The following is a 1479-nucleotide window of genomic DNA, read 5'->3' as shown; positions in this document are numbered from 1 at the left end:
TTTGGTGGAGGTTGTAGTGTGGGCTATACCCATTTCGTTGTGGTGTGTTGTGGGGGGGGTGGGGGGGTTGTTGTTTTTGTTTTTTTCTCCCCCCCCCCCCCCCCCCCCCCCCCGAACCCACCCATCCGAACCCCCGCCCCGGGGTCGTGCGTTTCGGCGGCGTGCGGCTCCGAACACCCCGACCCTCCTCACTCGTCATCGGCGGCTCTGCGAGCCGCTGCAGAAAGGTGGACAGAATGGACGAGGTGCTACGCCGCAACGGGCAACTCTCGCCACCCAATCCGGCGCTCACCCGCCGCAACATCCTCGCCGCATCGGCCGGTGCCGCTGCCGTGCTCGGTGCGGCCGGGCTGCCGGTGCTGCAGACCAGCCGTCCGGCCCGGGCCGGCGGCGGCTGGTCCGTGGACCCGCTGATCCCCGAGCAGAACCGGGGCATCATCCTCTACTCGGTCCGGGACCGCATCCGGGCCGCCCCGGACGACAGCGGCGTACCGTACGGCTTCGAGCGGGTCCTGGCCCGCCTGGCGGAACTCGGTTACAAGGAGATCGAGTTCGCTGGTTACACCCAGAGCGAGGAGATCCTCGGACGGCAGATCACGCCGACCGAGATCCGCAAGATCCTGGACGACAACGGCCTGGTCGCCAACGGCACCCACGCCAGGATCAATGCGGAGACGTTCCAGCAGGAGCTCGACATCGCCGAGGAACTCGGCATGAAGAACATCGGCACCGGCAGCGACCCGACCCGCAGCGACTACCAGTCGGACTGGGACGAGGCCGCTGACCTGTGGAACGAGCTCGGCCGGCAGGCCCGGGAACGCAAGATGCGGCTCTACACCCACAACCATGACGCTGCGTACAACTTCCTGCTCGACTCCGGCCCGCTGGACGAGCAGGGACGGCCGACCCGTTCGTCCGGTGTCCGCAAGCTCGAGTACTTCATGGCCAAAACCGACGCGAAGTACGTCTACTTCGAGATGGACATCTACTGGGGCTACGTCGCCCGGCACAAGCACCACACGTTCATCAACTCGGCTGGTCGGGAGCGGACCCGGGTGTTCGACCCGATCCTGACGGTGGCCCGTCGGCCCCGGCGGTTCCCGCTGTTCCACGCCAAGGACGGTGCCAGGAGCCCGGAGCAGAGCAACGGCTACGAGATGACGCCGATGGGCGACGGCGACATCAACTTCCAGCAGTTCTTCCAGACCATCGGGCACTACGACTTCCACCACGCCAACTGGGAGCAGGACACCGCTCCCGGCGGATCGGAGAACCCGGGTCAGTCGCTGGAGTTCGCCGAGCGCAGCTACCAGCACATGTCGGAACTGACCGTCTACAGCCAGGGCGAGTGATCCACCGGTCGCCCGCCACCCGGCACGGCGGCCACTGATCCAACCGCGTGAACCGGCCGGGGGGGGGGGGGGGGGGGGGGGGGGGGGGGGGGGGGGGGGGGGGGGGGGGGGGGGGGGGTGGGCTGTT

1 protein-coding gene is annotated in these 1479 nt (G+C 68.3%); it reads left to right on the top strand.

Annotated elements, in window-relative coordinates; genetic code table 11:
- Nucleotides 1-44: 44 nt before the first annotated feature.
- Entirely contained in the window at nt 45-1352 is a 1308-nt protein-coding gene (locus tag ACXAHD_RS32100) for a sugar phosphate isomerase/epimerase family protein (protein WP_475055162.1), read from the top strand.
- Nucleotides 1353-1479: the final 127 nt, after the last annotated feature.

This window comes from Micromonospora sp. ABR4_055, assembly GCF_056160425.1.
Note: the sequence above shows the minus strand (reverse complement) of the source record. Positions and strands in the feature narration are given on the sequence as shown.